Source organism: Lysinibacillus sphaericus (assembly GCF_006864135.1).
Taxonomy (GTDB): Bacteria; Bacillota; Bacilli; order Bacillales_A; family Planococcaceae; genus Lysinibacillus.
On the sequence record NZ_SADV01000001.1, the window covers coordinates 418248 to 441838 of the forward strand.

At 36.1% G+C, this 23591-nt stretch carries 25 protein-coding genes and 2 pseudogenes; 2 read left to right on the forward strand and 25 right to left on the reverse strand.

The features are described 5' to 3' along the window. Window positions 1-23: 23 nt before the first annotated feature. From C7Y47_RS01900 to C7Y47_RS01975, 16 genes and pseudogenes are all read right to left on the reverse strand, one after another. Window positions 24-422, reverse strand: coding sequence for a DUF4280 domain-containing protein (locus C7Y47_RS01900; RefSeq protein WP_142507208.1), 399 nt, complete (start codon window positions 420-422; stop codon window positions 24-26). A 272-nt stretch (window positions 423-694) separates the two neighbouring features. Then, window positions 695-1192 (reverse strand): hypothetical protein, encoded by a 498-nt coding sequence (locus tag C7Y47_RS01905; protein WP_142507209.1) that lies wholly within the window; start codon window positions 1190-1192, stop codon window positions 695-697. Window positions 1193-1231: 39 nt separating this feature from the next. Further along, complete coding sequence (locus C7Y47_RS01910) at window positions 1232-2329, reverse strand: pentapeptide repeat-containing protein (protein ID WP_142507210.1); 1098 nt, start codon at window positions 2327-2329, stop codon at window positions 1232-1234. Between the two features lie 15 nt (window positions 2330-2344). Next, window positions 2345-3874 carry a phage baseplate assembly protein V gene (locus C7Y47_RS01915; RefSeq protein WP_142507211.1) on the reverse strand — a complete coding sequence of 510 codons (1530 nt, stop codon included), beginning with the start codon at window positions 3872-3874 and terminating at the stop codon, window positions 2345-2347. Beyond that, window positions 3871-4515 (reverse strand): hypothetical protein, encoded by a 645-nt coding sequence (locus tag C7Y47_RS01920; protein WP_142507212.1) that lies wholly within the window; start codon window positions 4513-4515, stop codon window positions 3871-3873. Before C7Y47_RS01920 ends, C7Y47_RS01915 begins: the two co-directional genes overlap by 4 nt. A gap of 1138 nt (window positions 4516-5653) precedes the next feature. Further along, window positions 5654-6085 carry a hypothetical protein gene (locus C7Y47_RS01925; RefSeq protein WP_142507213.1) on the reverse strand — a complete coding sequence of 144 codons (432 nt, stop codon included), beginning with the start codon at window positions 6083-6085 and terminating at the stop codon, window positions 5654-5656. A gap of 430 nt (window positions 6086-6515) precedes the next feature. Beyond that, the gene (locus C7Y47_RS01930) at window positions 6516-7091 is read right to left on the reverse strand and encodes a pre-toxin TG domain-containing protein (protein WP_185903369.1); all 576 of its coding nucleotides are present in this window, start codon (window positions 7089-7091) and stop codon (window positions 6516-6518) included. Between the two features lie 490 nt (window positions 7092-7581). Beyond that, a complete protein-coding gene (locus C7Y47_RS01935) occupies window positions 7582-7767 on the reverse strand; it encodes a hypothetical protein (protein WP_142507215.1) in 186 nt (61 codons plus the stop codon). Window positions 7768-8415: 648 nt separating this feature from the next. After that, on the reverse strand, window positions 8416-8874 hold the full coding sequence (locus tag C7Y47_RS01940; RefSeq protein ID WP_142507216.1) for a hypothetical protein: 459 nt from the start codon (window positions 8872-8874) through the stop codon (window positions 8416-8418). Window positions 8875-9054: 180 nt separating this feature from the next. Beyond that, the gene (locus tag C7Y47_RS01945; RefSeq protein ID WP_185903370.1) at window positions 9055-9735 is read right to left on the reverse strand and encodes an Imm3 family immunity protein; all 681 of its coding nucleotides are present in this window, start codon (window positions 9733-9735) and stop codon (window positions 9055-9057) included. 26 nt (window positions 9736-9761) lie between these two features. After that, complete coding sequence (locus C7Y47_RS26035; protein WP_142507297.1) at window positions 9762-9908, reverse strand: deaminase domain-containing protein; 147 nt, start codon at window positions 9906-9908, stop codon at window positions 9762-9764. After that, a pseudogene (locus C7Y47_RS01955) lies at window positions 9890-10449 on the reverse strand (helix-turn-helix domain-containing protein); the annotation flags it as partial. The gene C7Y47_RS26035 and the pseudogene C7Y47_RS01955, both read right to left, overlap by 19 nt. 93 nt (window positions 10450-10542) lie before the next feature. Next, window positions 10543-10908 (reverse strand): hypothetical protein, encoded by a 366-nt coding sequence (locus tag C7Y47_RS01960; RefSeq protein WP_142507218.1) that lies wholly within the window; start codon window positions 10906-10908, stop codon window positions 10543-10545. Between the two features lie 16 nt (window positions 10909-10924). Beyond that, on the reverse strand, window positions 10925-11164 hold the full coding sequence (locus C7Y47_RS01965; protein WP_255504971.1) for a hypothetical protein: 240 nt from the start codon (window positions 11162-11164) through the stop codon (window positions 10925-10927). 134 nt (window positions 11165-11298) lie between these two features. Then, the gene (locus C7Y47_RS01970) at window positions 11299-12537 is read right to left on the reverse strand and encodes an IS110 family transposase (protein ID WP_142507298.1); all 1239 of its coding nucleotides are present in this window, start codon (window positions 12535-12537) and stop codon (window positions 11299-11301) included. A gap of 152 nt (window positions 12538-12689) precedes the next feature. Then, window positions 12690-13472, reverse strand: a pseudogene (locus C7Y47_RS01975) (recombinase family protein). Window positions 13473-13678: 206 nt separating this feature from the next. Here C7Y47_RS01975 and C7Y47_RS01980 point away from each other — a divergent pair. Then, complete coding sequence (locus C7Y47_RS01980) at window positions 13679-13894, forward strand: helix-turn-helix domain-containing protein (protein ID WP_142507219.1); 216 nt, start codon at window positions 13679-13681, stop codon at window positions 13892-13894. Here C7Y47_RS01980 and C7Y47_RS01985 read toward each other — a convergent pair. From C7Y47_RS01985 to C7Y47_RS02000, 5 genes are all read right to left on the reverse strand, one after another. Next, on the reverse strand, window positions 13891-14712 hold the full coding sequence (locus C7Y47_RS01985; protein WP_142507220.1) for a replication initiation protein: 822 nt from the start codon (window positions 14710-14712) through the stop codon (window positions 13891-13893). The genes C7Y47_RS01980 and C7Y47_RS01985 overlap by 4 nt on opposite strands. A 555-nt stretch (window positions 14713-15267) precedes the next feature. Next, window positions 15268-15393, reverse strand: coding sequence for a hypothetical protein (locus C7Y47_RS25400; protein WP_255504972.1), 126 nt, complete (start codon window positions 15391-15393; stop codon window positions 15268-15270). Between the two features lie 140 nt (window positions 15394-15533). Next, entirely contained in the window at window positions 15534-15947 is a 414-nt protein-coding gene (locus tag C7Y47_RS01990; RefSeq protein WP_142507221.1) for a hypothetical protein, read from the reverse strand. A 453-nt stretch (window positions 15948-16400) separates the two neighbouring features. Continuing rightward, a complete protein-coding gene (locus C7Y47_RS01995; RefSeq protein ID WP_142507222.1) occupies window positions 16401-17633 on the reverse strand; it encodes an IS110 family transposase in 1233 nt (410 codons plus the stop codon). Window positions 17634-17765: 132 nt separating this feature from the next. Beyond that, entirely contained in the window at window positions 17766-18542 is a 777-nt protein-coding gene (locus C7Y47_RS02000) for a recombinase family protein (protein WP_142507223.1), read from the reverse strand. A 164-nt stretch (window positions 18543-18706) separates the two neighbouring features. Here C7Y47_RS02000 and C7Y47_RS02005 point away from each other — a divergent pair, with 164 nt between their 5' ends. Beyond that, entirely contained in the window at window positions 18707-18907 is a 201-nt protein-coding gene (locus tag C7Y47_RS02005; protein WP_026089141.1) for a helix-turn-helix domain-containing protein, read from the forward strand. A gap of 304 nt (window positions 18908-19211) precedes the next feature. Here the strand turns inward: C7Y47_RS02005 and C7Y47_RS02010 are convergent, their stop codons facing one another. From C7Y47_RS02010 to C7Y47_RS02025, 4 genes are all read right to left on the reverse strand, one after another. Then, window positions 19212-19625 (reverse strand): YxiG family protein, encoded by a 414-nt coding sequence (locus C7Y47_RS02010; protein WP_142507224.1) that lies wholly within the window; start codon window positions 19623-19625, stop codon window positions 19212-19214. 548 nt (window positions 19626-20173) lie between these two features. Next, complete coding sequence (locus tag C7Y47_RS02015; protein ID WP_142507225.1) at window positions 20174-20671, reverse strand: hypothetical protein; 498 nt, start codon at window positions 20669-20671, stop codon at window positions 20174-20176. A gap of 19 nt (window positions 20672-20690) precedes the next feature. Beyond that, window positions 20691-22028 carry a pre-toxin TG domain-containing protein gene (locus C7Y47_RS02020; protein WP_142507226.1) on the reverse strand — a complete coding sequence of 446 codons (1338 nt, stop codon included), beginning with the start codon at window positions 22026-22028 and terminating at the stop codon, window positions 20691-20693. Then, on the reverse strand, window positions 22028-23560 hold the full coding sequence (locus C7Y47_RS02025; RefSeq protein WP_142507227.1) for a phage baseplate assembly protein V: 1533 nt from the start codon (window positions 23558-23560) through the stop codon (window positions 22028-22030). Before C7Y47_RS02025 ends, C7Y47_RS02020 begins: the two co-directional genes overlap by 1 nt. Between the last annotated feature and the right edge of the window lie 31 nt (window positions 23561-23591).

The window sequence follows — 23591 nt, forward strand, 5'->3', positions numbered from 1 at the left end:
ACCTCCTTTCCATCTACCTCTCTTTAAAAACCTTGTATCGGTATTTCTACTTCCTCTTGCCCGTCATGAATAATTTCGATTTTGCCTCCACCTGCTGAGCATTGCGTATGGCAGCGGCTTAATAACGCTTGCTTTCCCTCGATATTGACATTTTCCATGCCTTCCATCCAATCAATGGAGCATGTCGGTGTGCACGGTTTTTCTAACTTTAGGCAAACACCAAAGGTTGGAATGTTTTCTGGGTTTCGATCCCCTACATTCATGACGGCTTTCTCTTTAATAAAAACGCCATGATCTTGCGGCAAATTTAAATAATTGAGGTGGCTACCATGCTCGCATGAAATGATGGCGCCATGTACGACATAACTAAATTGCTCCTGTTCCGAACCTTCTGTTTCCAAACTTTCTACAACTTGAGCCATTAAATATCCTTCCTTTCGTATCGATTGAATACTGTTTCAAACTACGACAATGTTTTGGAATGATTTAGCTTATGATCATAACGTGTAGTTGATTTCCGTTCCGACTGGGCGCTTTGTTGCTGTCGCTACACTTTCGCAGAAAAAACATCCGCTTCTCTAGGGCCAACACGATGTTGGTCACAAAGGAGTCGCCCAGTCTCCACTCCAATCAACTTATATAAATGGCATTCATCCACAACTTTGGATAATGAGCCATGATTTAATTGAATAATCTATCGACTTGCTAGTTTTACTCGCTGCAACTGAATTCCGAGATATGGTCGGCGTAGTATACTTTCTGCCACATCTAAATTGACGATGGTGAACGATTCCTTTTTACCGTCGACTTGAAAAATACAATCTAGTTCCACCTTCTTCGGGTCAATTACGAGCTCCTTTATTTGTCCGTCTGTATAATAAATCGTCTCATCGGAAATACAGTTCTTCTTCACAATATCCATAAGCCAATGTACGCGCTGTGTTCCTTTCTTCACATCCGTAAAGACAATGGCTGTAAATTCTAAGTTATCCTCATATTTCACAAGCAATCCTTTCAAATCATCCGACACGATTCTTCGAGGCTTCTCTAAATAATCCAGATATATCGCATTGTCTTTTTCAATTACTTCCCCGAATACAGATGAACAGACAAAGTTATCATCGAGGTCTGTCTTGAAAGGAATGATTGGATTTGTAATGCTTTGATCTTGCCGAACAATAAAATACTCCATCTTTTCCTCCTGTAACTATCATTGCTATTGATTTCAACGTTAATGAATCCAATGAATGTCTTTTATCTGGTCTGGGCTAAATTGACACTTCTCTTGATCACGTTTAAAAAAAGTTGCTCCTTTTAAATTGGCACCTGTAAAATTGGCGCCTGCAATCTGCGCAAACTCAAATTTTGCATTCTCCAAATTCGCATGACTGAAATCAGTGCCTAAATAACACGCTACTTCATCATCGGGAAGCATCATTGTTTTTCCTTGTGCATGCGTAAAATTAGCGCCTGCTAAATTGGCATTACGAAAATCAGCATCTTGAATGGCTGCATATGAAAAATCAACATTCGCTAAGCTACAATCTACAAAACTAGTACCGATGCAAACACTTTGTTTCAATGAAGCCCCTTCTAAGTCACTGCCATTGAAATTCGCATAAGAAAAGTCCATTTGGTCGAAATGTTTTTGCTGTAATGGTAGGCTCGAGAAGTTTTCAAACGTATACGATTTATCCGTCTCGTTTTTCTCTAACCACGAGAGAAGATTTTCTTCCACCCGTTCCCGGTCATCGATGACCCCAACATCTTCACTAAATCCTTTATATTCCCCAACACGAAATCGCAAGCACACAGCTCGTTGGAAATCTATTTCAGGTACGCTGTCTTGTTGATAGCGGAAAAGATAGCGTACCAATTGAATGATATACTGATGAAACAGAATCACAGTCTGTTGAATAATTCCTCGAACGTCAGCTGCTTGGATGTAGAGGTATGGCTTTCTTTTTTTTTCAAGCGTTGTGTGTAAATCTATAATTGCTTCACTAAGCCATCCCGCTTCATACTGTGCCGTACATTCGCCCCAATCGTAGTACCATTTTTCTCCATACGCTTCTAGCAAATACGTACACTTGTTATCTAGTAATGATGTTCGCAGCAATGAAAAATGAATAAAGGCAACTGGCGCTAACCTCCCTTGCCCCTGCTGCTCTCTAATATTTGCAAACAGCTGTTCAAGTGAGTGAATGATTGGTATTAGTAAGATTTCCTTCTCATGGCGAAACTGGCGATCAACCTTCTGTTGTAATCGGCTGATATGAACTGACACGCATTCATCCATAAAATGCTGTAATGCTTCTTCTCGTTTCATGCGTTCACATCCTCATTAATTTGCTCGTACTTCTGTTCCTTTGATCTCCATTTTGTCTTCCATTTTGATTGAACTATCTTTACAAATCATCTCTATTTTCTCGCTCGCATTAATCATAATTTGCTTCGCATTGATGGCGACTTTATCTGTTGCCTGTAAAGTAATATTTTTATCACTTATGATGGAGATTCCATTATCATCCATAAGCGAAATCATTAATCCTCCACCAGATATGACAATCCGATCCGGTGCAAGTAGAATTTGTTTACCGTGCTTCGTTCTGAGTGTTTTGACATCTGGATCGGCCATCCGCGCTGGGTCTTGGCGTCTATCCTCTGGTGGTGCAGATCTTGACCCTCCGCCACCGCCACTAGCACTGGCACTTCCACCGCCTCCTGGACTAGGCGGATTCGTCGCTGCTAACATCGAACTAGATTGAGGTGGTGCTTTTGATACGGAACTAATCGCAATCCCTTCATCCTCACGATTGCCTGGGAAATAGATTCTCACATTATCAGAAAGCTCCGGCATGAAGTACCAGCCTGTATTATCTTCTGATGCATAGATTGTTGAATATGGAAACCAATACGCTGTATCTTTATCTTGACCCTCGTCGAAATCGACATGAATACGAATTTTATCCCCTGCAACATCGATTACTTTGCCTTGAATAGAGGCGCCAATAATAGCTTGATTATAAGTAGTGTGGACACTGAAGCCGTTCTGAGGTGTTAACGTGTAGATGTGCTTGAACAAGCCATCTTTTAAAGTAGAGTAGATTTTATAGACATACAATTTTTTTGATTGGAATGTCACTTCATTGCCTATTTTGAATGGTTGGAACGATTCTACTTCATAGTACATATAGTCACTATCGGTAATACCGTCGAGATGATTTTTACTGGACACAAGGAAATTGCCGATCGCCTTTTTAACTCGATAATTGATTGCCTCCATTTTTTGCGTACCCCCAGCTTGAAACGGCACACCGAAGTAAAACTTAGCAGCCGGGTGAACCGTATCTGGCACCAGACCTGTATGGAAGCGCGATGCCATTCGTTTAAGAAACTCCCAATCCGTCTCTATATATTGCATCGTAAAGCGGCCAATAGTAGCGCCCTTTGAGGCATAATCCATGAAATCTGCACCTTTTTGATCGGCAATACATGCATTTATTAATTCACTATAGGGCATACTCACATTTTGATAGGTTTGATTTTTCTTCTTCACATCCAGCACATACGTATGCGAAACGGCTTTAACCTCCAAATAATAGGTGCCCAAAACCGATTTCACTTGTACATCTAATGCCAGCCCATTGAAAATAGGAATAGTTTGTCCACCACTGCCGATTTGCACGACTTCAATAGCCGTTTCTGCATCGGTCATATATACATAGGAATCTTCGAGTTCATCTGGAATCATGCCCGTTAAATGCAATGTAGCATGCTCATTCATTTGTTGCGTAATTTCGATTTGATTGACGCGAATATTATAGGGCATCACGATGATATCTTTATACGTCAAGGCTGTTTCCTTACTCATTCAACAACACCTTCTCCATCTAATAATTTGTTTTCAACAAAGATAGATTCCATCATGCCGTAAGCAATTGGTTTCCAAATATCCATCTCTTTTTTCAAACAATTAACCGAGCCCATCGTCACATTCTCGCCCACTATAAATAAAAACATTAAATTATAAATCTTGTTATCTAGTGCTGGCGAAATGAAATCAAAGTACCCCATTTGTAAACCGTTCACTTCATTCATGCCAATATCCAACATTTTTGTAGTTGGCTGCGTTTTTTGAAGGATATTCCTCATAGCCTCTGTGAAGTCTTCTAATTCCTCTTCTTTTACCTGTTGTTCCATAATTTTTAGCGTGACATTGATGGACGTACTTTCACTTGTGTAAATATAATCAGGTCTACGGCTGGATGGATATTTAATATCCATTAATTCAGGCTCCATCACGTCAAATGTTGCAGGCATACACATCCGAATTTGTCCCTCATAAAAACTTATTTCTTTGAACGCAATCGTTTCATCTTCAATCATGAGCTGACCATCTTTAATCGCTTGCACGATATCAGTATGTAATAATTGGTTTTCAATGTTCTCCATTCGTTTCTTCTGCCTTGCATGTTTCGTCATCTCGATAACTTCTTCATCCATAAATTTCATTGCTTTCGCTCCTTCATATCGATTCTGTATTCATTCCATCTCATAACCTTATATTTTTTCGCTTTCCTATTAAATAACTCCGATTACCTAGGTCATTTTGTTATTAATTTAATTTTTTTCAGTAATATTCCAGTAATAAATACATATATGGCAATGTAACCATTAATTGGTTATTTTCATCATTAAATATGCTAATAAACCGTAGATAAAAAGTCAACATCCATAAGTTCTATTATTTGGAATAAACAAAAAAATAATCCCGAAGATCGGGAAAATTTTAAATTTAGTAGTTAGATATACTGTGTGAGAAAAGAATAAAGTGGAACTTTAATCATTGGGGTATAAGAACTTAGTACACTAATTAAAATGCCATCATCTTTTATGAAAATGCGAAAAAGCACCTGTCGCCTGTTATAGGCAATCAAGTGCTTTAGGTTCATATATTTTTTAAGCTTATTAATATTTGCAAGTTTTAATAAGTTATTATTTTCATATGACATCTTTTTTAACGCTTGGCAAGTGTAATATATAAATTCTTTTGCTTATTTAATCTCGTATATTTGGTTCATATGACATCCATAAGTAGTACTTGTAAGTAAAATGTCATCTCACCTATTCTCGCCCTTATTAAAATACAACTATTGATGGCTTGTCTTTATGAGTTATTAACTCAAATCTGATTATTCCATAAAATTTTTATATCCTTGTTTATCGTAACGAGCTTTTTCCCGTATGCAAGAAAATTTAAACTAATCTTATACGTCCTTAATATCAAGGTTGTATTTTGCTCTCCATTATTTTTGAATCCTATTTCCCACGAGTTATAAAATTATTAAAAGGCTTTTGCCAAAAATAAATTTTTAATTGCTATGATTCAAAAGCTGTTCTATCCGGGAACACACCACCTTCATTAACTAGGCAAACTGTCAATCTTTGAGCAGCTCTATCAAAATAGAACTTAGATGCAAAATTTTTATCTGGTATAACTTCTAACTCGGAAAACTTCCTAGTGAATGCACTTCTTGATGGCTCTGCCTACATGAAGTCTCGATTCTCAAACTATTATTGTTCATTGGATCCATTCTGTTCTTCTTCTCGAGAGTGACAATATAGCCAATCAAGTTTTAAAAAGTGTTATCTACCATTCCCCTCTTATAAAATCTGGATCATCTATTTCTTTTATAAATACTGAAATCCATAATACTGTGTTATTCACAGGGTCTGTTTCAATGTAAACTCCTTTAGAGCTACAATACACCTCTTCGAATTCATCATATATAAAACTTGGTTCTAGCTTAAGAACTTCATCAATATGCATTCCTACTCTTATTTTATTAAATAAAGTACCTTTATAGTTTTCTAAAGTAGTTATTTTAAATATTTTATCGTTTAACAAATTGAACCATAAATCAATTGAATTATCTATTTCGTACCTTATTAAAAAGTTTCCTAAAAGTGTTGGTTGTTTACATTGTTGCTCAATTAATGAATATAAATCATTAATGTGACTATACAACTTTATATTTCCCATTCCAATCCAAGGAACGATAGGCGCCTCTAAATCAATCAAATATATCACCTCTCCGTAAAAATAATATTAGCATTCTCTTTTCCATCAGTTTTATAAGTGTCTTTTTTACCATCTACAATTTTAATTATACCTTCGTCAATTGTACTGATTTTTACATAAGGGTTATCCCCATGTCTTCCTCCACCAGGTGATACTTGTACTTGTGTTATATTTCTCCCGTTACCATGATTATTAATTTGAATTATTTGTGCACCAGATCGAGATTTAGTAGATACTTTTATTGTAACATCATAACCTTCACTCTTTAAAACCTCGGCAATTTTATTTACACTCTTACCACTAAATGCACTTGGGTTTGATTCAATTGATTTAACTGTAACTTTACCATTACTAATAATATTACCCTTACCCTTATCAATATTCTTTATATATTCTCCAAGTTCTTTGACATCCTTCTCAGTGACTTCGACTATTGGAGCCTTATCTTCTTTCTTAGAATTACTATTTGGTATATTATTATTATTTGGAACATCATTTTTTTGTTATTACTTGTATACGTTTTTTTACTGTCTTCTATTATTTTCGTTGTTTTTTTATAATATTTAACTGTGTCATATCCTGCATCAATTATTTTAAATGGCTTAGATGTAGGCAACATAGATAGTCCTGCTAGTATCCTTTCACCAGTTGTGGATTTAGGGTCAACAAGAGTAACAATATCTTCAAACAACAAGGTGCATATAAATCGTTCTACTATAGTAGGTTTGTTTTGGGGTAATGTATGATGCCCACCACCCACTACTGATTGTAAATCCTCTAAGGTTTTTATCGGCTCTCCGGCATTCACTGAATTTCTATTTCCGTTTGATACGGACTGTCGGTCTTTTAAGTATTTCTCCAGTTCTGCTTCAGTTATGATTTTTTTCCCAGTTTGTTTAGTTTGCCCAGTAATTAAGTCTTTTCCCGTGCCCATTTCATATAAGGCTTTAACGTTTCCAAATAATAAAAGTCCACTGTTTTTGTGAATGTGTTCCGTCAGGTTCAACGTTAATATATTTCTTACCATTTTTGGTTGTATGCAAAAAAAGACTTATTCCTAACTCACAGTTCTAGTTGGAATAAGCCTTTGAAAGTTTATCAAGCGTGATTGTCAGTTTTTTAAGTGTTCTGAGGGTATTCCTTAAATTCTACTCATTGTTCAAAATGTTATTTTATAACCATTTCATTGCTACTTCACCTGTTAGAATTATGAGTATTTTTTCTATCATCATGAGTTTCATCACCTTTTATTCACACATAGACTAGCAAATATACTGGAGAATACTTCATCTCACTTGGGATAAATTATTATGGTTTTAAAATTTTATATGTTATTTTCTTCGCCGCTATTAAACATCCAAAATTACTTGGATAATCTTTAGGATTAAACTTAAAAATATAATGCAAATACTCAACTTGAAACTTTTCGCTAATTTCTTTTTCAGCTTCTCCTTCAAGGATATTTAAAATGGTTTCTTTTGTATCTGTTTTCCACATCATAGGTAGAGAAAGAAAAATACCTCTTTGAATTTTATTTCAATATCTGGATAACTTAAACTCAATCCACCATATATACACAGTTCGTCATCTATATATTGTTTTATTTCTAAATCAAACCACATACTATTTTTAATGAAATCATTAATTTCTTGAACAACTTGTTTTACTTCTCCTAATTCCATTTTTACACCTCATTCTAATTGTATATGAGTTGCTTTAGCAGCAGCAGCACCGCCTGACTTCAAAACACTTGTATGATACCATTTACCATCGCTCCCTAAATACTCCCATCCATAACCTTGATTTGATCCAGGTTTCGTTCCTTTTTTTCTCCTAGCGCCCTTACTTCAAAATCAATACCATCTTGACTCCATTTTTCTTTTAAGCTATTTAGACTCTTATCTAAATTTTGTCTTTTTAAAGCTTCGTTGTGGGCTGTAAAAGCCGCTATGTCCTTCTGCAGTATAAGGCGTAGCAAGTGAGAACCATGTGGCTTCTTCCTTTTTTTGTGCCTCATCAATGGATAGGTGCAGGCGTACTTGATCCTTTTTGACCTCTAATACCTTCTCCACACCTATAAATCATAGATTAGAAAAAATAAACAGCTCAAACTCACCATACATAGGTTGTTTGAACTATTTGTTTTTAAATGTATAAACTACATAAACCAAACTATACCTTCAAATGCCTTCATACAAAAAAATGTGTCACTCTAATACTTTACATTTACTCTAGTAAACGAGTCAGAATTTTATCATTATTTAGTTTGGATGAGTCATATTTTAAGTATTTCTCACCACATATAAAAACTTCTTATATGCACATCTCATTCAGCATCTTGAATGACACATTGAATTTTTATAGTAGTCTTTTCCAATGATCAATACATTGTTACCTTTGCGCTTAACTATCAAGATTTTCAAGAAATTTAACAATTCGTTTCGATTAGGACTCTCTTCCTCTGTCAATTCAAAATCGGAATTATCAAACAATCCGTCCTTTATCTCATTGATGATGTCTCCAGGCAATTTTTTATTTAGTCTTATCAAGTTCTCAGCGATTGTAGTGTAGACAATCTTTTTTTGCACAAGCCTTGTTTCGAAACCGTCAACTTGCTGTATAATATGGTGTTTACTTACTGCCTCAAAAACAACACCCAGTTCCATTTTCCCCTTGAATTTTGTATATATTGCTGAAGAATAATCCAGGATAAAAGTTCGATTATATTTACCCAGTTTTACAGAAATATAATAACGAGCAAGTACTATTTTGCACAAAGCTGATTGCACATAGTCACTACTTTATATTAATAAAATAGAACCAGCTTCGTCTTTATTACCACTCTGAAAACAAAAAAACAGATCAATCATGGGTAGTATTGACCATAATTGACCTGTTCAACATTAAAAATATGAACTATCCGTTTCAACATAATATTGAATTTTAATTTGATTTCTCTTGATATACTTTTAATAGATTTTTATTAGATTGTTGATACGTTGAGATAAATCTTCTTTTTCTGATTCCGTTAACTGTTGCCCTACGTCATCTATATTAAACTTCTCAAGTTCATATTTTATATTAAGTTCTCCATGATCATGAATTCCTTTATTAATTAATAGTTCAGCTAATGTGACTTTAATAGTAATATTCTCACTAAGCGTATTTTTACAGTCTCTTTCAAAACGTTTCAGCACTTTATCAGAAACTTCTTCTAAGGGGTTAATACTAATAATGTTATCAAAATAAACTTTTACTTCCTTAGTCATCTCATGATAATACCATCGTGCCCTAGGATCGTGATTTAATGAAATCGTTGTATCATTAAATTGACGTAATACGTAATCTCTTCTTTCTAATAGATCCTCTACTTCTTCTGTACTTAACTGCTGTCTGATACTGTTTATATTTAGATTTGTTAACACTTCACACGATAATTCCTTAGCACGCACAGATAATTTTGAATGTGTTAGAGCAATTCTCGCTAAAGCAACACGGATAGTTGCTTTCTCGGCTTCTCCATCATTCATAGAAACTTCAAAATCATAAGTTGTTCTCGCCAATGCTTCATAATCACTAAATTTTTCATCTTTGTATTCCAAGTAAGTATCATAAACGGAGGTTAAAAGCTCGTAATAACTCCAATCCAATTTTCTCCACACTCCTAGATAATTTATTATTTATTAACCTTAATTTTTTGGCTATTATTATGAATAATTTCAATATCAATATTTGGGTATTCTTTGCTAAACGCATTTATAACTCTACTACAACTACCACAAGTATCAAGTTCAGTAAATAACCGAGTGCTTTCACCGGATATTTATGCCTTAACTCATAGACTACTTGCGCTTTGTCCTGTTTGGTGATTTTTCCTTGTTTTGAACTAAGGCATTCAACTTTTTTAAATACTCATTTTCCATTTCTAGTTGTTTAATACGTGCTTCAAGTGCTTCGGTAGAGCCTTCAACTAGTGCTTGTTTCGATTGTTTATTGAATTCTTTTTTCATGGATGGACGCCCCTTTTTCTTTGATTGAAGGGCATCTAATCCTTGTGTTTCATATTGCTTTCTCCAAACACTAATTGTTGAAGGGGCAGGTATCTTAAAAATCGCTGCCGTTTCGTTTAAGGACGTACCATTTTCAATCATAAAATTTAGTACATCCATTTTAAACTCTAGTGTGTAATTTGTATATGGCTGAATAAAAGCTTCAACACCATTGTATTCATATTGCTTAACCCATTTAAGGATTGCTTTATTATCAGTCTCCATAGATTTAGCTATATCATAGGAACTTTCCTTTCCATTTAAGTAACGCTCAACAGCTTGTAATTTATCTTTGGCCGTATATTTTTTGACCATACAAAAACTGCACCTCCAATTGTTAGATGTGTCTAACAATTGGGGCGCAGTTCATATAGCCTCTCAAGGTTTCATTGAAAACTTTACCTTTTTTTAATAGATATCTAACCTTTGACAACAAAAACTTATAAAATCACCTTCATTTATATCTCCTGGTAACAAATTGTTATCCAATTCTAATAATAGTTCACCTAATTTCACTTTTTCATATTGCTTATCAATTAATTTCCCTATTAATCTATAGGCAAAATAATCATCTAATTTTTCAATACTATACTCTGACTTTTCAGCTTTCACAAGATTTGAGACATTTAAACAATAAATTGGCTCTATTAATTCACTTTCTTCCAAGTAATTTAATGGTTGTGCAAAACACATTATTTCAAGTTCTCCATCTGTTACTACTACTTCAGCTTCTAAAGCTTCTTGTGAAATCCAATTTATTTTTTTTATTTTCAATACATCCACCCTTTCCTTACTTCTTTGTTTCTATACCTAAACTTGGTGCTTTTTTAGCAAGTTCTTTAACCGACTTTATATGGAACGTGGTTATATTTCCTGCATTTCTATCTAGCCCAACAAATCCGTATTTTGCACTTCCTTTTCCACCAACAAGTTTCACATATCCATTCATTTCTGGTACATATTGCCCTGTCTGAATAACGTGATTAGCATCTTCAAGATAAGTCTTTAAATTGTATTGGTTTTTACCCATTGCATCCATTATCTCTTTACTATGCTTTTCATAATGAATTATAGCTTCATCACCTTTGAATTTAATAAGTTTATCTGTACCCTATGTTGTAATCTTAAAATCCGCTAATAAAAAACAATCTATCTTAAACCTTTTTAAACTACTACCTTTTCCTCTTTTATTATCGGTAATTCATAAGCTGTTTTGTGCTTTAACATACCAAATACAATGTTTACAAGCCGTCTCATGATACAAACCAATGCTTGTCCTTTTGTTTTGCCTTCTTTTAGTTTTCGTTGATAGTATGCATGGAATACTGGATTCCTTGGCAGCTTACTTCCTTTTGCCACTTGTACTTGCTGTACGGCTAAGTTGTAAAATAAAGCATGTAGCGCCCGATTTCCTTGCTTGCTTTTTTGTTCCCTTCCTTTCCCACCAGAGCCAAAGTAAACAGGCGCAATGCCCGCAAATCGTGCTAATTTATTGGCATTCTGAAAACGGCGTACATCGCCTATTTCTGCAATTAATGCCGAAGCTGTAACGAGATCTATGCCTGGCATCGTGTCTAATTGAAAGTCTAGTAAACTCATTAACCCTTTTAATTCTCGTTCCACATAGCGCATCTCCCGCTTCTTAAATGAAATGTCTCGGACGATACTCTTTACTAGAAAGTCTCGTATTTCTTGGTGTTCTCTTATTGTGGTTCCATCCTCTTTCACCAACTTTAAAATTTCACTCGCTTTTCTCACCGAACATGTATTGTGACTGGCTTCTAATAAAAAAGTGGCCAATTGCTTAACACTTGCATCCTCTAAACAAGGTGGAGACGGATATCGTTCCCAAAATGCCAATGCTGTTTTTCCATCTACTTCTGAAAAAAACTTTTTATAGCTTGGATAGTGGTGACTTAATTGAATATGCAGTTGGTTCTTTAAAGCACCTTGTGCCTTTACTAATGCATTTCTTCTAGTGACTAGCTGTTGTATCGACCAATATAAATCATGTGGTTTAGCATCTGGTAACTGCTCTAGTTTGTTCACCAAAATTCTGGCTACACATTCTGCATCCCAGCTATCACTTTTTTGTGTGGTCATGTGACTTTTACGTTCAGCGTATGAAAGAGCTGGATTAACTTCTTTTACAACTTGTCCGTGCTCATCCAAAAACTGCGCTAATGCTCGTCCATAGCCCCCAACATCTTCTAAACCAAAAATAGGTGTCAAACCATCTTCCACATATTTATAAATATCCAGTAAAAATGTTGAAAAAGCAGAAGGTTTATTTTCAAACTTTATTTCGCCTAACTTCTTATGCCAACAATCAATAATCACCGCAACATGGTGATGCTTATGTAAATCCACTCCAACATATAAGTGTTTCTGTTTTTCGTGCATCATACATTCTCCTATTTATTTTTAATGAATGAAAATACCGGCAACCTTAGTTCGAGCGTTCACCATCTGGTGCGCATTGGTACGAAAGCCTATCTATTTTCACTGTTACATAAGAACTTATAAGAAAATGAGCACCTTTTTTAAGTAGCCATTCAAATTATTGCAGGGTGTTGCCCATTTGCTTGAATTTGCCCATATGTATAAATCCCCCGATAAAAGCTTTCACGGTCTAAAATGCGCTTCACTTGTACCTTTGTAAATCGTTTCCCTTTCTCTGTTCGATGACCTTCAATGTTGAGCTGTTCTGTCAATTGAGACAGTGACCAATACTTAAAAAAGTGTCGTAACTCAAATAGCCTACGTACAACTATTGCTTTCTCTGTATCCACTTCTAATACTTTTCGCCCTTTCTGTACTGTATAACCAAACATGACACCGCCACCTGCATATCCACCTTGTTCAGCTTTTTTCTTTCTGCCCCTACTTAGTTTCAATGCAATCTCTAATCGTTAATATTGGTCTAATAGCTCCAACATCCCATTCACTAAAAAATCATTTGGTTCATGTGTGTATATGCTGTAATTTGGCTGCTCAATCGCTTTAACATCTGCGTCGTATTTTTTTAACTCTCGTTGTATCAATACTTTTGCCATATCAGAGCGCCACAAACGAGACGTATTCAGTACAATTACTTGGCTTACTTGATGATATTCTATATCTGCCAATAGCTCTTGCAAGCCTTCTCGCTCAATAGTTAATCCATCTTCATCAACTGTCGCTCCACTGATTCCTCTATCTTCATATATGTGAAGCAGTTGGAGTTTATTTTCGTCACAATACCTTTCAATTTCTTCTACTTGATACGCTAAACTATACCCTTCACGTACTTGCCCTTCTGTTGAAACTCGTACATAACCAACTACTTTCTCTTTCATAATGCTCCCTCCCGTTACAGCAATTAAAGTCCCTGTAACGCTTACCCGTTTTTTGTGGATAACTTGTGTGTAACGTATATCCGTTACAACATACTGTACGACCTTACCCAAATTCTGCACAACCCTTTATTTTACAGTCGTTTTTTCTCTAGTATGGTCGTACACTATACATAACCGTTACAATCTAACGAAGAGGTGTTTTTATTATGTCTTCTACTATTCGTTTACGTCTCAATGAAATTTTAATTGAAAAACAAATGAGCCGTCGGCAACTGGCCAAGCAAACCTCATTGCGTCCTAATACCGTCAATGATTTATGTACACAACCCATACAACGTCTGCATATGAGTACCCTTTCAGCTTTGTGTGACACATTACATGTCTCTATCCAAGACCTACTTGTATTGGAGATAAACGATTAACTCACTCGCAGAACTATTGAACTTGGTTCTTCTATCAATCTTTTCCATTCCACCCTTGCTAATTGGTCGAAGTCCAATCGATACTGATTCGTAAGGGTCTTTTTTATTTCCCTCCGTATATACTGTGTATACATATCCCTTCCATCTCGCATGCTAGCTACCCGTTCTCGTTGCTTCTTCTTAAGTGTTTTCCAATCTGTCACTACAGCCGCAAAATAATGTTCATTCTGTTTTGGCGGATGTTTCATGAGGTCTTTAAGCAACACTTGCTCATTTACCTTGTACACCACTTCTATTCGGCTTAATTCATGTGCTAAATAAATTCCTTTATTCCTTGCTAGTTCTAGCCGTTTATCATAAATCCTACAGTAACCATTCCGTTTACGTTGGTCGCTTCTACCAAAATATCGTGTTGTATCAAAGTGTGTCATATTCCTCCGTGTATCTGTCGGTATCACCACTATATTTTCTAACCCCGTTTGTATATCATACGCTACATCACAGCTCACAAATTCTACTCGGCTTGCCCGCTTCCCTATCATCTCTAGTATTTCTCTGAAATGCGAGTAATGCTCTGGCCTTGTCTCAATCCTTAGGGTATGTAAGTGACCTTCTGTTTCTCTAAAGTTTTTAAAATACATATGAATGTATACATTATCACTTTTCCATATGTGCAATTCATAGCTATATGTTCCACTATATATCTTCATTTTCACTTTATATTTCTGCATTCCCACCATATAAACACGTAAAAATGTCGAATGTGGTACATCCTTATAATCTATTACAAACTTATCTATCGAAACCTCTATTTCCATCGCCTGTTCTTCCCCTTGTATGCTAGTACTTGTATAAAATTTAACACTTAGTACACTAATTAAATAATCGTAATCTTTTCAATTTACGGATTTAAACATGCAAAAAAGCACTTGTCGCCTGTTATAGACAATCAAGTGCTTTAAGTTTATATATTTTCTAAGTTTATTAATATTTACAAGTTTTATAAGTTATTTTAGTATTGACAGTATGACATCTTTTTTATCACATGGCAAGCGTAACGTTTAAACCCTTTAGCTTGTTTAATCTCGGGTGTTTGTTGCTTATGCCACCCATAAAGTGGTCCCTTGTAAGTAAAATGGCATCTCGCCTATTCTCGCTCTTATTGCTTTATTGTTAAAATAGCACCTCTTGATGGCCTAGCCTTCATGAGTTATTAATTCATATTCAAGGAATCTTTAACCGTAAACAAGTTTTAAATGACTCTGTCATATTATACCTTGTATTTATCGCCACGAGCTTTGTCATCCTCATTAGTTTGTAGTTCTTCCATATCATACTGCACTTAACCTAAAAAATTTCATTTCGCCTAGTTCTCACGTTTTTGATTGCCCATACTCTGCTTGTGTCTGTACAATTAAGCTCAGTATTTCCTCTGCAGTCAGTAATTGTTTTTCCATTTTTCTTTTCCTCCTTTGATTTTGGGCATAAAAAAGGCTCATTCCTCCTCATCGTTCAAGTGGAATAAGCCTTTGAAAGTTTATCAAGTGTTTGAATTGTTTAATGTTTGGTTTGTAGGTTGCATTGTACGATTTTATTATTAGAGTTGTATACCTAGTAAATTAATTCCCCTCTAACAACTCTAGTCTTGACCATCTAATTCAGCGACATATGCAATCTCTCTTATGAAAGATGTTACAGCATGACAATTTTCCAGATCATCCTCATCCAACATCGACCAATAATAAATAGTATTCTTATGAATACTAATGTCTTGAAGAAGATGATATCTAATCAAGCTAGCCGAATTCTCCTCAGCCTTTCCTTCTACTATTGCATCATTGAATGATGAAATAATAATAATCATTAAAGCGAATTTTTCTTCTTTGTTTAATTTGATATTTTCATAGGCGTATAAGAATTCGGTTATTCTTGAAGAATCCGACACTTCATACTCCCAATCTTGTGTAAATTCATCAGGAGCAGGTAGTTTCACTTTCTTTACAAGACCTTCAATAGCACTCTTAGTAACATACTCCGGGTAAACGTTCTCCATAGTTATTTCTCCTTTATATTATTTTCCTATTCCTGAAGGATGAGCACTGCTAAATGGAAAAGCAGACCTAATTCCACCATCCTCTTTCACTATCACTCTAGCCATATCAGGTTTTATTTCAGTACCATCTGGCAAGTATCCTCTTGATTTAATAGATGATGGTAGCGGAACATCATGAACACCAGGTCCCTTTTTCGCCACCTCTGCAATAAAATCCGCTGCACTCTTCTCATCAAGCCATTGGCTGATTTGATGTCCCTTTCCTCTGGCTCTATCTGTAAGCTGATTTGGCTTTTTCTTAGCTCCGTGCTCTGAAAAAGTATGACCATACGTGGGAGTACTTTTAGGATTTCCCCATTTAAAATTACTGGCAGCTTGTCCCGTACCCTTAGGAACATCTAAAAATGTACTTTATAAAAGGATGGCAGTTTGTTCAACCACCACCCATATTGATTAACTAGCTTTTGTTTCTGGTTGATCTGGCATAATATAAGCCATTTTATTTTTCATCATACCATAGATAATTCTGACTAATCTTCTCATAATGCAAAGAAGGGCTTGTGACTTTGACTTCCCTTCACTTAGCTTACGGTTATAATAAGCATAAAAGACAGGGTTTCGAGGTATTTTACTACCTTTACTAACTTGGACTTGTTGGACAGATAGAATGTAAAAGATGTCATATAGCTTTCTATTACCTTGTTTTGTTTTCTTCATCGTTTCCTTACCGCCCGAACCCATCTTAATAGGGGCAATTCCTGCATATCTTGCGAGTTTGTCAGAATTGGCAAAACGATGAATGTCACCAATCTCTGCAATCAATGCGGAGGAAGTAACCGTATCAATCCCTGGCATAGTTTCAAGCTGCATACCTAACGTTTGAATGGTCACCTTTAACTCTTTATCCACCTTCTTGATTTCCTGTTTCTTAAAGCGGATATCTCTTACTATGCTTTGAATGATAAAGTCTCTTGATGTTTGGTATTCACGCTTTACCTCTCCATCAGCTAGAACGAGTGACATTATTTGCTCTGCCTTTCTAGTGGAACAAGCATTGTTACTCGCTTCTAGTAAGAATGTTCTTAAGTCCTCTACTGTTTCCCCCTCCAAATGAGATGGTGAAGGATAGCTTTCCCAAAAGGCTAAAGCTGTTTTCCCATCTACTTCTGAAAAGAACTCCTTGTAACTTGGATAATAATAGTTTAATTGCATATGCAATTGGTTCTTCAAAGCTGTTTGTGCTTTTACTAAGGCGTTTCTTCTGCCTACAAGTTGAGCGATTATCCAATGAATATCCGATGGTGTAGCGTCAGGTAAATATGGTAACTTACGAATTAAAACATCTGCGACACATTGAGCATCCCAACTATCATTCTTTTGTGTCATCGCATAGCTGTTTCGTTCTGAATTGGATAAAGAGGAATTGACAAACTTAACGATATAGCCCTGTTCTATTATGAATAACGCTAAATCTCTTCCGTAACCGCCCACATCTTCTAATCCAAATACAGGGGTCAAACCTTCTGTAAGAAATCTGTTCACATATTCTAGTAAACTTGGAAAAATGGATGGTTTATTTTGAAAGGTCATTTCTCCTAGCTTTTCAAACCAACAATCCACTATTACCGCTGTATGTTGGAACTTGTGTAAATCTAGTCCTATATAAATATGCTTATCTCGTTTCATCAGAAAACCTCACCCCTATATTAGATTGAACGGAAAAAGCAAGACAGAGAATGTCGGCAACCTTAGGTCGAGCGTTAGTCTCTTTAGACTCGCAAGGGTACGAAAGCCTATCCATCCTCTATCTGTTAACCGTTATAAAATGGCTTGATGTTTGCCATTTGCTGTTATGTTTCCATAGCGGTATAACCCACTATAAAAGGCTTTTCTATCTAAAACCCGTTTGATCTGGACTTTCGTAAATAACTTTCCTTGTTTTGTTCGATGTCCGTCATCATTCAGTTGTTCCGCTAGTTGAGTTAAAGACCATGAAGGATACTGTTCCTTTAAGTCAAACACTCTTTGAACCGTCAGTGCTTGTCCCACATCAACAACTAGTCTTTTCTGACCTTTCTTCACTTTATAGCCTAATGCAACATTTCCTCCTGCATAGCCGCCCTGTTGGGCTTTCTTGTTTCGCCCTCTCCCTAGCTTTAAAGAGATTTCTAACCGTTGATATTGGTCTAATAACTCCATTAAGCCATTGATAAAAAAATCGCTAGGGTCTTTCTTGTGGATACTGTATTGCGGTTGTTCAATACTCCGAATGTCCACTCCATACCTTTTCATTTCTCGATGAACTAACACTTTCACAATGTCTGACCGCCATAAACGGCTTGTATTAAGTGTCACAACATAATCCACCTCATGGTGGGAGAGATACTCCAACATCTCCTGAAAACCTAATCTGTCCACCTCTAACGCTTCTTCATCAACTTTAGCCCCACTAATACCCTCGTCCTTAAACAAATGCAATAGCGTGTATCCTTGAGCCTGACAATATGCTTTGATTTCATCTTCTTGGTATGCAAGGCTATATCCATCCCTTGCTTGTCCTTGTGTCGATACGCGAATATATCCAATTACCTTCATGATTTTTCCCCCTCCGTTACGCTAATCTTAATTAATGTAACGCTTAGCCGCTATATTTAATATAAATCCATTGTATGCGGCTTTAGCGATACATTCAACCCCTTTACCGATACAAATTTATTGTGTATCGTAAAAGTAGCATAAAAAAGAGGAAGGGAATTACCATGCCAATATCAATTAAACTAAAGGAAATCCTTAAAGAACGTGACCTTTCACAACGTGAATTAGCACGTATGACAGGATTACGTCCAAATACTATAAGCCATCTTTGTTCAGACAATGTGGACAGGGTTTATCTATCAACATTAGAAACAGTATGCAAAGTGTTAGACATCGACATTCAGGAGTTAATCGAGGTGGAGTAGCCTCTCGCTCTAGTAATCGTTGTATGTACGTAAAAGTTGCGAATAAATTTAAAAGGCAGGGAGAAAGCGAAGGTTAAGTATTTTGGGATGAGAATGATGGTATCTGATAATTTTATAATTATTTTTATAAGATAGAATACATTAAATAGGGCATATGTTTTAAAGTTGTTGTACGTACTATAAAATTTGTTAAAACATCATATAGGGCATATAAGGGTTTTCTCTATGCCATGAATAAAGAGGGGAACGTTCGTCACTCCGTCCCCCAAAAAAGGCGGTTATCTATACGATAACCGCAATACAATTAACTTACAGTATATTTATTCCCATTTATAACAATGCTTTTTGCTTCAACTAATAATAAAGCATTCCATATTTCCAACGCAAAATTAGCATTAGAATAATATTGATTTACCCAGTCCTCTTCTATTGATGAGGGCTTAATTTGTCCTATTCCCCCAACATAAAAGTCAATTGACGTTAATTCTAAATAGTCATCTTCCTCAATAATAGCTTTTGTATTAAGCCTTTCTTCACCAGTATTTTCAACGAAATACCATGCCGTTACTCCTTCAAAAACCATTTTATACTTATTTTCATAACCATTATCTATTGTTTTCAACTCAAAACTAATAGTATTTTTCAAGATATCAAATTCATATCTTTCAATAACTGCAGCCCACAGTTCATTGAGTAAATCGGATAATCTTTCCTCCATATTATCACTTTCCTTTATATGCTTTTATCATTATATCAATCTGTTTTAATGCGTCATCGGTTATATCAATATGTGTAAGACTTCTATCATTGGATATTTTACCATCAAGAGTAAGTGAACCTTTGCCCTCAATACTAACTCTATAATATGGTTCATTTCGACCTCCAGAGCCTGCTTCCATGATCCTTACTGTAATAGTTTTATTACCATTTGGTATTTCAACTTTATAACCTTTACCTTTTGCATTGCTAACAGTACCGCCTAGTTTACTTCCTATATCATCTGTTTATCGGTAATTTATAGTATTAGTATATTTTATTTCTTCGGTTCAAGAAAAAACCTTGAAAAGCATAGCTCCTCAAGGTTTTAAAAATAATTTACTGGAATGTCAACACTAAATTGAACATTTTATAAGGACTGCGATTCATTTTGAGATACTTCTGTTTCAAAATGTCTATCTTTTAAGATACATTTTAAATAAGTTGCCCATTTTTTTAAATGTCCTTTACAAAGGGTACACTTAAATGTGCCTCTATAGGTTTTAAGCGTTATCTCAAAATTTGTTCAATAGCACTTTCTAAATCAATTGTTTCCTGACCAATCACCAGTAAACAACTATCATCATCGGATGCAGGCTCAAAACCGATTCTTATTTTTGGAATATCATATTTGTCTTTTAGAACTAAAAGAGATTCTACTATTTTCTTAGCTTTCAGCTTTATTTCAGTTCTCTCACCTACTAATAACTCTCTTTCTGAAAAATTAAAAGTAATATCCCCTGTATCTTTATCAAAGGAAAATATTATCATAACATTATTTAAGCTACATCCCATTTCTATTTGGATCAGAAATAAATTTCCCGTCCCTAAAGGAGTGAGTATTTCCTGGAAACTTTTAATTTGATGAAATTCAACATCGTCTCCACTATCCTTATCAAAGAAATGAGATGACTTTACTTTTGATGAACTAATCTTAAGTTCTTCAAACACTAGTTTATCTAACTCATCTTTTCGGAAGTCTTCTAGAATAATTTCAAGATTTTCCAAACTATCTACTCCTTTTTTATTAGTCAATAAAGCCCTTAAATGTTCCGTCTTGATTAAGTCTTACTCCACGACCATCAGGCAATCTCTTTTCTATGAATGTGATACCCCTATCGTTTGTAACTTTAATAAAATCTCCTGGAGCATTAATAATTTCCTCCAAATGCTTCTTTGCTGTCTGATTAATTTGGTCTGAGCCTCCCTTAACTTTGCCCCAAATATCGGGATGTCTTCCTCCATGTTTTTGTAGCGCATGGCCTACAACCGTTTCTCCGCCTTTCTTAGCTTGTGTTGCTGAATTAATAATGGTATCACGGTTAACACTGATAGCATTAACCGTCCCCTTATCGATATTCTTTATATATTCTCCAAGTTCTTTGACATCCTTCTCAGTGACTTCAACTATTGGAGCCTTATCTTCTTTCTTAGAATTACTATTTGGTATATTATTATTATTTGGAACATCATTTTTTTTGTTATTACTTGTATACGTTTTTTTACTATCTTCTATTATTTTCGTTGTTTTTTTAGAATATTTATATGTATCATATCCTGCATCAACTATTTTAAATGGCTTAGATGTAGGCAACATAGATAGTCCTGCTAGTATCCTTTCACCAGTTGTGGATTTAGGGTCAACAAGAGTAACAATATCTTCAAACAACAAGGTGAGTATAAAACGTTCTACTATAGTAGGTTTGCTTTGGGGTAATGTATAATGCCCTCCACCCACTACTGCTTGTAAATCTTCTAAGGTTGTTATCGGCTCTCCGGCATTCACTGAATTTCTATTTCCGTTTGATACGTACTGTCGGTCTTTTAAGTATTTCTCCAGTTCTGCTTCATCTATGATTTTTTTCCCAGTTTGTTTAGTTTGCCCAGTAATTAAGTCTTTACCCGTGCCCATTTCATATAAGGCTTTGATATTTCCAAAAATAGGAACACAATTCAACCCCATAGAAATTAGTTTAAGATTTTGGGCTTTTTCATACTTTTTGACTTGTTTGACAGCAGCTTTTGACGCCTTTCCTCCCTTTGTAGTAGCCCTTTTATCAGCTTTTTTCTGTGCAAGTACTGCTTTTTTTACAGCCTTTTTAAACATCTTGGACAATTTTCTCTTGGATAGTTTATTTTTAAGCTTCCTGGCCTTTGTAAAAACCTTTCCTCTCTTTTTCTTAAAGTTTTTCTTAAGCCTTTTGAAGAGTTTCTTTAATTTTAATTTATTTTTCGCCTTTTTGATTTTCTTTTTTAAGGCCTTTCCAATTGCTTTTTTAACATTCCTAACAGCGGGAATACAGCCAAGGAGACTGCCTATCGCTCCAAAAAAACCTATACTCTTACTTTTCCCCTTCTTCGCCATTAAGCGCCACCCCCACCAACAGGGATACTGCCCATGACGTCTAGGGCAGATTCAAGGTCTGCTCCGTCTTCTGGTGCATTGGACATGGACACAGGTGCTTTGTTCGAGCCTTCCATTGTCACAACCTGTCCCTGCATATCGGTGTTGCCGTCAAGAACGAGACTGCTGGAGCCACAGGTTAAATGCATGGATTCTGTAGCACTCATCGAAATGCTTTTCCCTGCAAAGGTGATCGTATTATTGGCTTTTAGTGTAAGCGGATGCTTACTATGTACTTCTACTCCGCTTCCCTGATCAAGCTTTAGGAAAACGGCGCCTTCCTGTGCGGTAAACGTCACCGATTGTGGGTCTAGCTTGATGTCCTTGCCTTTTGGTGTGCCCCAGTAGGATGTTCTCGGATCGGCTGTTTTCGGGTTGGAGTCGCCGCTCTTTCGTACACTGTGACGAACAACGGCTGCTTCCTCCCGATGCGTCGGGAAGGCAAGGTGAACGCTATCGCCTTCCTCTGGTGGGCTGTAAAAGCCGCTATGTCCTTCTGCTGTATACGGCGTAGCAAGTGAGAACCAGGTGGCTTCTTCCTTTTTTTGTGCCTCATCAATGGATAGGTGTAAGCGGACTTGATCCTTCTTGACCTCTAATACCTTCCCCTCAATTGCTATGCCTGACAGGGAAGGAATGTTTAGTCTTTCTCGATGAATGCCTGACTCAGACAGTAAATAATATTCATATGTAAGGACACCTTGTTGCATGCGTGCTATGGATTTGGCCACAACTAGCTTCTTGTTTTGGATCTGGACACGGTCACCGAGCGCTAATGTTTTTTTGGACTCGATTACATAGGATACTGTATCCCGCTCCTCTATTGGTCGCTCAATGTCATTTTGCAGCGTATGTAAATACTTGGAGCGATCCTTGGTGATTGTATAGCTAGTAGCTGACAGTTTTTCTAATCGACCTTCCGGCAGACCGAACCATAGCTTAGGTCTATCGGCATCTACTGCTGGTACGAGTACTGTTCGAAAATGAGAGGCCATGCGCTTTAGAAATTGCCAGTCAGTCTCTATATATTGTAATATAAATTGCTTTAGAGGAGTAGATTTCGATGCAGTATCAATAACATCTGCACCTGGATAGTTAGCAAGTACTTGCTTGAGCATAGTATTATACGTCATCTTGTCATGCTGGAAAGAGCGAGCTTTGCGTTTACAATCCAAGGTAAATGTAGATGACACCGCTTCTAGCTCAATTTGGTACACGCCTCTCACCATACGAACTGCCACTTCGGATACTTGCCCTTTAAAAAGCGGCCGTACACGCTGTCCATTGCGCTTTTCATAGAGCTCTATTTGATCTGAACTGCTGGCAATCTGCATACAGCGATCTTTCTTCTCCTCCAGGATAAATCCCGTAATTGATAACCTTGCATGGTCATTCACTGTTTGGGTCAAGCTGAGATCATGCAACGTTTGAACCTCATAGGGGGATACGAGCTCAAGCTCTCCGTATCCAATAACTTCCTCATACGTGTTCACATGAATACCCTTCTTTCCTCATGGGATGATG

Excerpts from the sequence above, each read along its gene's own strand:
- C7Y47_RS02020 (WP_142507226.1), bottom strand. The coding sequence starts at position 22,028 with ATGGCGAAGAAGGGGAAAAGTAAGAGTATAGGTTTTTTTGGAGCGATA.
- C7Y47_RS01900 (WP_142507208.1), bottom strand. The coding sequence starts at position 422 with ATGGCTCAAGTTGTAGAAAGTTTGGAAACAGAAGGTTCGGAACAGGAG.
- C7Y47_RS01965 (WP_255504971.1), bottom strand. The coding sequence starts at position 11,164 with ATGGGTAAAAACCAATACAATTTAAAGACTTATCTTGAAGATGCTAAT.
- C7Y47_RS02005 (WP_026089141.1), top strand. The coding sequence starts at position 18,707 with ATGCCAATATCAATTAAACTAAAGGAAATCCTTAAAGAACGTGACCTT.
- C7Y47_RS01920 (WP_142507212.1), bottom strand. The coding sequence starts at position 4,515 with ATGAAATTTATGGATGAAGAAGTTATCGAGATGACGAAACATGCAAGG.
- C7Y47_RS01985 (WP_142507220.1), bottom strand. The coding sequence starts at position 14,712 with ATGGAAATAGAGGTTTCGATAGATAAGTTTGTAATAGATTATAAGGAT.
- C7Y47_RS02010 (WP_142507224.1), bottom strand. The coding sequence starts at position 19,625 with ATGGAGGAAAGATTATCCGATTTACTCAATGAACTGTGGGCTGCAGTT.
- C7Y47_RS01980 (WP_142507219.1), top strand. The coding sequence starts at position 13,679 with ATGTCTTCTACTATTCGTTTACGTCTCAATGAAATTTTAATTGAAAAA.
- C7Y47_RS01935 (WP_142507215.1), bottom strand. The coding sequence starts at position 7,767 with ATGGAATTAGGAGAAGTAAAACAAGTTGTTCAAGAAATTAATGATTTC.
- C7Y47_RS01905 (WP_142507209.1), bottom strand. The coding sequence starts at position 1,192 with ATGGAGTATTTTATTGTTCGGCAAGATCAAAGCATTACAAATCCAATC.
- C7Y47_RS01995 (WP_142507222.1), bottom strand. The coding sequence starts at position 17,633 with ATGAAACGAGATAAGCATATTTATATAGGACTAGATTTACACAAGTTC.
- C7Y47_RS01970 (WP_142507298.1), bottom strand. The coding sequence starts at position 12,537 with ATGCACGAAAAACAGAAACACTTATATGTTGGAGTGGATTTACATAAG.
- C7Y47_RS02000 (WP_142507223.1), bottom strand. The coding sequence starts at position 18,542 with ATGAAGGTAATTGGATATATTCGCGTATCGACACAAGGACAAGCAAGG.
- C7Y47_RS01915 (WP_142507211.1), bottom strand. The coding sequence starts at position 3,874 with ATGAGTAAGGAAACAGCCTTGACGTATAAAGATATCATCGTGATGCCC.
- C7Y47_RS25400 (WP_255504972.1), bottom strand. The coding sequence starts at position 15,393 with ATGAGCCTTTTTTATGCCCAAAATCAAAGGAGGAAAAGAAAAATGGAA.
- C7Y47_RS01990 (WP_142507221.1), bottom strand. The coding sequence starts at position 15,947 with ATGGAGAACGTTTACCCGGAGTATGTTACTAAGAGTGCTATTGAAGGT.
- C7Y47_RS01910 (WP_142507210.1), bottom strand. The coding sequence starts at position 2,329 with ATGAAACGAGAAGAAGCATTACAGCATTTTATGGATGAATGCGTGTCA.